General features: G+C 67.7%; 11 protein-coding genes. 8 read left to right on the plus strand and 3 right to left on the minus strand.

Annotated features, from left to right (window positions below):
- The first annotated feature begins 15 nt into the window (after nt 1-15).
- Nucleotides 16-531 (plus strand): HTH-type transcriptional regulator AldR, encoded by a 516-nt coding sequence (gene aldR, locus A5698_RS02215; protein WP_068292763.1) that lies wholly within the window; start codon nt 16-18, stop codon nt 529-531.
- Nucleotides 532-567: 36 nt separating this feature from the next.
- A complete protein-coding gene (locus A5698_RS02220) occupies nt 568-1,590 on the plus strand; it encodes an LLM class flavin-dependent oxidoreductase (protein ID WP_068292717.1) in 1,023 nt (340 codons plus the stop codon).
- Between the two features lie 4 nt (nt 1,591-1,594).
- Here the strand turns inward: A5698_RS02220 and A5698_RS02225 are convergent, their stop codons facing one another.
- On the minus strand, nt 1,595-2,497 hold the full coding sequence (locus tag A5698_RS02225; protein ID WP_068292722.1) for an NAD-dependent epimerase/dehydratase family protein: 903 nt from the start codon (nt 2,495-2,497) through the stop codon (nt 1,595-1,597).
- A 65-nt stretch (nt 2,498-2,562) separates the two neighbouring features.
- Between A5698_RS02225 and dapB the strand changes: the two genes are divergently transcribed.
- Genes dapB through A5698_RS02245 form a run of 4 tightly spaced genes read left to right on the plus strand, consistent with a single transcriptional unit; the run spans nt 2,563 to nt 4,713 of the window.
- Nucleotides 2,563-3,297 (plus strand): 4-hydroxy-tetrahydrodipicolinate reductase, encoded by a 735-nt coding sequence (dapB, locus tag A5698_RS02230; RefSeq protein WP_068292725.1) that lies wholly within the window; start codon nt 2,563-2,565, stop codon nt 3,295-3,297.
- Nucleotides 3,297-3,764, plus strand: a complete 468-nt coding sequence (locus A5698_RS02235; RefSeq protein WP_068292728.1) for a hypothetical protein — start codon at nt 3,297-3,299, stop codon at nt 3,762-3,764. The genes dapB and A5698_RS02235 overlap by 1 nt, the downstream gene beginning before the upstream one ends.
- A 28-nt stretch (nt 3,765-3,792) precedes the next feature.
- Entirely contained in the window at nt 3,793-4,251 is a 459-nt protein-coding gene (locus A5698_RS02240; RefSeq protein ID WP_067090097.1) for a flavodoxin family protein, read from the plus strand.
- Between the two features lie 3 nt (nt 4,252-4,254).
- Complete coding sequence (locus tag A5698_RS02245; RefSeq protein ID WP_068292732.1) at nt 4,255-4,713, plus strand: hypothetical protein; 459 nt, start codon at nt 4,255-4,257, stop codon at nt 4,711-4,713.
- Here the strand turns inward: A5698_RS02245 and A5698_RS02250 are convergent.
- Together A5698_RS02250 and A5698_RS02255 are read right to left on the minus strand one after the other, a co-directional pair.
- On the minus strand, nt 4,707-5,630 hold the full coding sequence (locus tag A5698_RS02250; protein WP_067292075.1) for an HpcH/HpaI aldolase/citrate lyase family protein: 924 nt from the start codon (nt 5,628-5,630) through the stop codon (nt 4,707-4,709). The two genes, A5698_RS02245 and A5698_RS02250, sit on opposite strands and share 7 nt — an antisense overlap.
- Nucleotides 5,631-5,686: 56 nt before the next feature.
- Entirely contained in the window at nt 5,687-6,427 is a 741-nt protein-coding gene (locus A5698_RS02255) for a dienelactone hydrolase family protein (RefSeq protein ID WP_068292741.1), read from the minus strand.
- A gap of 43 nt (nt 6,428-6,470) precedes the next feature.
- Between A5698_RS02255 and A5698_RS02260 the strand changes: the two genes are divergently transcribed.
- Together A5698_RS02260 and A5698_RS02265 are read left to right on the plus strand one after the other, a co-directional pair.
- Entirely contained in the window at nt 6,471-7,271 is an 801-nt protein-coding gene (locus A5698_RS02260; protein ID WP_068292766.1) for a thymidylate synthase, read from the plus strand.
- Nucleotides 7,261-7,749: a dihydrofolate reductase gene (locus A5698_RS02265; protein ID WP_068292744.1), complete on the plus strand. Its 489-nt coding sequence runs from the start codon at nt 7,261-7,263 to the stop codon at nt 7,747-7,749. The genes A5698_RS02260 and A5698_RS02265 overlap by 11 nt, the downstream gene beginning before the upstream one ends.
- Nucleotides 7,750-7,777 lie beyond the last annotated feature (28 nt).

Raw genomic sequence — 7,777 nt, forward strand, 5'->3', positions numbered from 1 at the left:
CTGTATGGTCGCCTCGTGAGCGAAACATCTTCATCGCAGCGGCAGACTGGGGGCGTGCAGTCGAAGGATGTTCGGCCGGTTCCGCTCGACGACGTCGACCGTCGGATCCTGGCCGCGCTGCACCGCGACGCGCGGATCTCCAACAGCGCACTCGCCGAAGCCGTCGGCATCGCGCCGTCGACGTGCCACGGCCGGGTGCGCCGCCTTCAGGAGGTCGGCGTGATCCGCGGCTTCTACACCGATATCAATCCGGCCGCGATCGGTTTACCGCTGCAGGCGATGATCTCGGTGAGCCTGCAGTCGAGCGCCCGCGGCAGAATCCACAGCTTCATCCAGCAGATCCGGCGCAGACCGCAGGTGATGGACGTCTACTTCCTCGCGGGCGCCGACGACTTCATCCTGCACGTCGCTGCGCGTGACACCGATGACCTGCGGTCCTTCGTGGTGGAGAACCTCAACGCCGACGCCGACGTGGCCGGTACGCAGACCTCGCTGATCTTCGAGCACCTGCGGGGGGCCTCGCCGCTCTAGGGCGAAGGGCTTGCTGGAAGGCCCGATCGGGTCACAATGGACTACGTGCTGTTCGGCGTCGACGCGCCGACATGTCTGGCGGGAATGGCCTACCCGATACCATTCGCCACGGCCGACGACGTGGTGCGGATAGCCGTGGAAGCCGAGCAGATGGGCTACGACGAGGTATCGGGGAACGACCATCTGAGCACCCAGCGGTTCGTCCGTGACGCGTGGGACCGGCCGCCGGACTACTTCGAACCGCTCATCATGCTCGCGACGATCGCGGCCAAGACGTCGGCGATCCGCCTGGGCACCGGGATCCTGGTGTTGCCCATGCGCGATCCGGTCCTGCTGGCCAAGCAGGTCGCGACGCTCGACCAGGTCTCCGGAGGCCGGGTGACGCTGGCGGTGGCCGCCGGAGGCTATCGCGACGAATTCGAAAGCGTCGCACCCGATCTCGCCGACGCGTCACGGGTGGACCTGATGACGGAGGGCATCGAGGCTCTACGCGTTCTCTTCGAGCAACCGAGATCGAGTTACCACGGCAGGCACCGCAGATTCGTCGACGTCGAATCGTATCCGAAGCCGGTGCAGCAACCGCTGCCGATCTTCTCCGGGGGCAACGCCAAGGGCGCGTTGAAGCGGGCCGGTGAGCGGTGCCAGGGCTGGCTGCCCGCCAAGACCGGCCCAGCGGAGATCGCGGCGGGCCGCGACCGTATCGCCGAATACGCCCACGGGGTGGGTCGCGATCCGTCCGATATCACGATCGGATTGCAGACCGTCGTGTGCATCGCCGACACGGCCGAGGAGGCCGGATCGCGGGTCGAACACTCGACGTTCGATCTGTTCCGGAGGTCGCTGACAAACACCATGATGAAGGGGATCGACTTCGACAAGTATCTGGCCGACAACCTCATCGGGACCCCGGACCAGGTGTGCGCCAAGGTCGAGAAGTTCGCCGAAGCCGGCCTCGACGGTTTCTTCGCCACCCTGTTCGTCGCGAACACCGTCGACGAGATGCTCGACCAGATGCGGCTTTTGGCTCGTCACGTCATACCCGCCTTCCGGGAGACGTGAAGTCTTACCCCGCGACGAGATCAGGGTGGAAGGCCGCGGCCATCCGGCGTAACCCATCGCGCCAATCCACGGTGGTGTCACCGGAGATCGCGCGCATGCGGCCGACGTCGACCGGGTTGCCGCGCAACGCATGCTCGTCCACCTCGAACGTCGGTTCCCGACCGACCAGCGTGCCGAGATAGGTACACCACTCCTGCAGGCTGATCGTCTGATGGCCGGCCCAGTTCACCGTCGTCGCCGGAACCGTCGCCGCCTCAAGCAATTTCGGGAGCGTCGCGACGATGTCCTCCTCGTGGATCGGGTTGTAGAGCGCCGGCGGGCCCGGCGGCACCGGGATCGGGGCGCCCGCCAGAACCATCTCCAGGTGAAAGAACGGCCATCCACCGTTGTCCCCGTACGGGACGTTGAGCCGGGCGATCGTCGTCGGCACGCCGAGCGCGCGGGCCATCGACCGGGCGACGACCTCACCGGCGATCTTGGAGATGGAGTACGTCGGGAACAGGTGTTTGTGGTTGTCGCCCAGGGCCGTGTCCTCGGTGCGCGGCTCGTCATGCGGCGGGTCGTAGACCGCGGCCGACGAACAGTGCAGGAACGCCGTTGCGTCGGGGCAGTGGGCCATCAGAAGCCCTACCGATTCGGCGTTGGCACCCAAGTCCTTGTCCCATCGGCCGCTCTTGGCCACTGCGAAGTTCAGGACGTAGTCGAAGTCCGAAGGAATGCCGGAGAATTCGCCGACCGCCAGGTTGACCGCGTGACAGTGCACCCCGCGGTTCTCCAGCCTCTCGCGCGTCGCCGTATCGGTGAACCGGGCGATTCCCCATACCTCGTTGTCGGCCGCCAGCGCCTCGGCGACCGGAACGGCGACCTGACCCGTCGCACCGGTTATCAACACCTTGGCGCCGCGCATGCGCCGATGGTAGGGGAGCACCGCGCCCGCTGTGGGTGGATGCGACGAGTGGATAAGGTGACGCCATGCGAGTCGGAGTACTGGGCGCCAAGGGCAAGGTCGGCACGACGATGGTCGAGGCCGTTGAGGCCGCCGACGATCTGACCTTCACCGCGGGAGTCGACGCCGGCGACCCGTTGAGTCGGCTGACGGAAAGCCAGACCGAGGTCGTCATCGACTTCACACACCCCGACGTCGTGATGGACAACCTCGAGTTCCTCATCGAGAACGGGATACACGCGGTCGTCGGCACCACCGGCTTCACCGACGAGCGGCTGGCCACCGTCCGCGAGTGGTTGGACGCCAAGCCGGGCGCGGCGGTGTTGATCGCCCCGAACTTCGCGATCGGAGCCGTGCTGTCGATGCATTTCGCGCAGCAGGCCGCTCGCTACTTCGAGTCGGTCGAGGTGATCGAACTGCACCACCCGCACAAGGCCGACGCCCCGTCCGGGACCGCTGCGCGCACCGCTCGCCTCATCGCCCAGGCGCGAAAAGACATGCCACCCAACCCCGATGCCACCAGCACCGGGTTGGAGGGCGCGCGCGGCGCCGACATCGACGGCGTTCCGGTCCACTCGGTGCGCCTGGCCGGGCTGGTGGCGCATCAGGAGGTGCTCTTCGGCACGCAAGGCGAGACGTTGACGATCCGCCACGACAGCCTGGACCGCACCTCGTTCGTTCCCGGAGTCCTGCTCGCGGTGCGACGGGTGGCCGAACGGCCCGGGCTGACCGTGGGTATCGAGCCGCTGCTCGATCTGTGATGGCCGAGGGCGGGCGCGTCCTGCGCATCCAACTGCTGATCGGCTTCATGTGTGTGGCACTGGTCGTGTACTTCGTGCTGCTCGGCCGCCTCGCGATGGCCTTCGTCACGACCGGCGAGCCCGCCGCCGTCGGGCTCGGGCTGGCGCTGATGGCGCTGCCGCTGATCGGGCTGTGGGCGATGCTCAGCACGCTGCGCGCCGGGCTGGCCCACCAGCGGCTCGCCCGCATCGCCCGCGAGGAGGGGATGGAACTTGACGTCAGCGCGCTGCCGCGGATGCCGTCCGGTCGGATCCAGCGCGACGCCGCCGACGAGCTGTTCGTCACGGTGCGTGCAGAGCTGGAAAACGACCCGCAGAACTGGCGGCGGTGGTATCGACTGGCACGTGCCTACGACTACGCAGGCGACCGCAGCCGGGCGCGGGAAGCGATGAAGAAGGCGGTCGAGATGGAAGAGCACGGACGATGAGCGCTTGCGCGAAGAGCAGAGGGCTCCGATGAGCAAGACGCTGCTGGTCGTGCACCACACGCCGTCGCCGGGCACCCGCGAGCTGCTCGAGGCCGTTCTGGCCGGCGCGAAGGACCCCGATATCGAGGGCGTCGAAACCGTGGTGCGGCCCGCGTTGGCGGCCACCCTGCCCGACATGCTCGACGCCGACGGCTATCTGTTCGGGACGACCGCGAACTTCGGATACATGAGCGGCGCGCTCAAGCACTTCTTCGACACCGTGTACTACCCGAGCCTCGACCACGTCGGCGGCCGGCCCTACGGGCTGTGGGTGCACGGCAACAACGACACCGTCGGCGCGGTCAACGCGGTGGAAAAGCTCGCGACCGGACTCGCGCTGGCCAAGGCCGCCGATGCGCTGGAGGTCACCGGCGGCATCGACGCCGGTGTGCGCGAACGCGCCTACGAGCTCGGTGGCACACTGGCCGCGACGCTGATGGAGGAATAACCCATGCCTGGAATCGCCGAAGTCGCTTTGGGGGCAGCGCCACTGGCGGGAGGGGCGCTGCTGGGCATCGCCGCAGGCAATCTCCGCGGGCCCGACTTCCGCGGCATGATCGCCAAGGACATGGATCTGCTCGAGCGCATCCCCGACGACCAACCCGAACTCAAGGCGCGGCTCAAGGCCAGCATCGACCATCGCATCGAGGACATGATCAGCGCCGCCGAGCGCAGCCGCGACCTGCGGCTGGTGGCACTGTCGTATCGCGGGAACTGGCGCGACATCGTGGTGTTCCTGTGCGCGATCCTGTTCACGATCGTGTGGTGGAACGTCGACCACCACCGGACCAACTGGCTGTTGATGTTCATCGTGATGATCCTGGCGACCGTGGTCGCGGGCATCTACGCCGCGCGCGGTCTGCTGCGGTCACTGCAGATGCTGATACGCAGGCGGCACGGAACTCAGTAGTGGTACGTGTCCGATGGCGCCGGGATGTGCGCCGGGTCGTCGACGTCGTCGAACTCCGAGACCTCGATGCCGTACGCGCGGGCCAGATCGAGGATCTTGTTCGCGCGCGCGATGCGGGGGAGGTCCGAGCCGTTGCGGATCTCACCGCCGTCGCGTTCGAATTCGAGGAAAAACTCTTTGGCCCAGGCGATTTCGTCTGGTGAGGGGGAGAGGCCCTCGTTGACCGTCGCGCACTGCTCGGGCGTCAGGCAGATCTTGCCCGTCATGCCGAACTCGACGGACACCGCCGTGGCCTCGCTGAGCTTGAGTGCGCTCGAACCGACCGTCGGACCGTCGATCGCGCTCGGCAGGTGCGCGGCCTTCGCCGCGATCGTGAACCGCGACCGCGCGTAGGCCAACGTCGTCGGGTTCTCGCCGAAGCCGGTGTCGCGCCGGAAGTCGCCGATGCCGAAGGCCAGCCGGAACGTGCCCTTGGCCGCGGCGATGGCGGTGATGCGCTCGAGCCCGCGGGCCGTCTCGACCAACGCGACGATCGGCACCCTGGGCAGCCGGTTGGCGGTCTCGGTGACGTGGTCGACGGATTCGACCATCGCCAGCATCACCCCGCCGACCGCCGTCTTGGCCAGTGCGTCGAGGTCGTCGGCCCACCACGGCGTGCCGAATCCGTTGACGCGGACCCAGTCGGTGTTTCCCTCGTTCAGCCAGCGCACGACGTTGTCACGGGCGGCGGTCTTGTCCTTCGGTGCCACCGCGTCCTCGATATCCAGCACGACGATGTCGGCGCGGGACCGCACGGCGGGCGCGAACCGGTCGTAGTGGGCGCCGTTCACCAGCAGCCAGCTGCGGGCGAGCACCGGGTCGATGCGCGAGCCGACGTCCTCGTGGTCCGGGTGAGCGCCGGGATCCTGATCGTCCATCGGATCATCGTCGCGTATCGGCCCGGCACGGGTACCGGGTCATGCCCAATTGGGCCTCAATTGGGCAGGGCGGACTCGAACAGTTCTTGAAGCGCGATCCAGTGCCGCTCGGCGGCTTCTTCGTCGTAGGGGGCGTTGTCGGGAACCGCGAAGCCGTGCCCTGCGGGGTAGAACTCCACCGTGTGGGCGACGTTCGCCGCGGTAAGCGCCTTGTCGAGGGTTTCGGCGTGCTCGGGAGTGAAGCCGTGGTCGTTCTCGGCGCCCGCCACGTAGACGGTCGCTTTCATCCGGTCGGCGAGCAGGTGCGGGCTGGTGGGCTCGTCGGTGACCAACCCGCTGGCGTGGAACGACCCCGCCGCGGCGACCCGATCGGGCACGCGCCCGGCGACGATCACTGAGGTGCGCCCGCCCATGCAGTAGCCGCAGACCCCGAACGCGTCGCCCTTGACCTCCGGACGGGACTGTAGGAAGTCGAAGAAGGCCGTCGCGTCGGAGGCCATCATGTCGGGGGTGATCGAGGAGATCATCCCGAACAGGCGGTTGCGCTGCTTGGGATCGCTGAACGCGGTGCGCATGTCGAACGGCTCCCAGTCGCCGTGGCGGTAGTACACGTCGGGCAGCAGCACGGCGTGGCCGAAGCCGGCCAGCCGTGCGGCCATCTCCTGGAAGGTGTCGCGGGCGCCGCCGGCGTCGACGTACATCACCACGCCGGTCCACGGCCCGGGTCCGTTCGGGGTGTGCAGGGTGACGGGGCAGGTGCCGTCGGGTGTCGTGACGGTCGCGGAGATGCTCGGCATGGCTTCCGTTCTACTCGTCCGGTCTGGAAGTATGCTGACCGACGTGCCGATCGCCACCCCTTACGAGGATCTCCTGCGGCTGGTTCTGGAGCGTGGTACCCCCAAGTCCGACCGCACCGGCACCGGCACCCGCAGCGTGTTCGGCCACCAGATGCGCTACGACCTCACGGCCGGTTTTCCGCTGATCACCACGAAGAAGGTGCACACGAAGTCGATCGTCTATGAGCTGCTGTGGTTCCTGCGCGGCGACTCGAACGTGCGTTGGCTGCAGGAGCGAGGCGTCACCATCTGGGACGAATGGGCTTCTCCGACAGGCGATCTGGGCCCGGTCTATGGCGTGCAGTGGCGGTCGTGGCCGACGCCGTCGGGCGCGCACATCGATCAGATCAGCGCCGCGCTGGAACTGCTGAAGACCGATCCCGACTCACGCCGCAACATCGTCTCGGCCTGGAACGTCGGCGAGATCCCGCAGATGGCGCTGCCGCCCTGCCACGCGTTCTTCCAGTTCTACGTCGCCGACGGCAAGCTGTCGTGCCAGCTGTATCAGCGCAGCGCCGACCTGTTCCTCGGGGTGCCCTTCAACATCGCCAGCTACGCGTTGCTGACCCACATGATGGCCGCGCAGGCCGGACTCGAGGTCGGCGAGTTCATCTGGACCGGCGGCGACTGCCACATCTACGACAACCACGTCGAGCAGGTGGGCTTGCAACTCAGCCGCGACCCACGCCCGTATCCGGAACTCGTTCTCGCGCCGCGGGATTCGATCTTCGACTACACCTACGACGACATCGCGATCCTCAACTACGATCCACACCCGGCGATCAAGGCCCCGGTTGCGGTCTGAGATCGGGCTGATCTGGGCCCAGTCGAGCTCGGGCGTCATCGGCCGCGACGGTGGCATTCCGTGGCGCCTGCCCGAGGACCAGGCGCGGTTCAAGGAACTGACGATGGGCCACACCGTCGTGATGGGCAGGTTGACGTGGGAGTCGCTGCCCGCCAAGGTTCGCCCGCTGCCGGGCCGGCGCAACGTGGTGCTCACCCACCGGCCCGATTACGCCGCCGACGGGGCGGAGGTGGTGGTCTCGCTGGACGATGCGCTGACCGACGATCCCGTCTGGGTCATCGGCGGCGCGCAGATTTACCTGGCGGCCCTGCCGCTCGCGACGCGCTGCGAGGTGACCGAGATCGAGATCGACCTGCCGCGCCAGGACGCCGACGTGATGGCCCCGGTGCTCGACGAGTCCTGGATCGGCGCGGCGGGCGACTGGTTGACCAGCGCGTCGGGCCTGCGCTACCGGTTCTACAGCTACCGGCGGCGCTGACGGGTCTCGCCGAGCGCGCGGTTGTTGG

The organism is Mycobacterium sp. E136 (assembly GCF_001666865.1).
Classification (GTDB): Bacteria; Actinomycetota; Actinomycetes; order Mycobacteriales; family Mycobacteriaceae; genus Mycobacterium.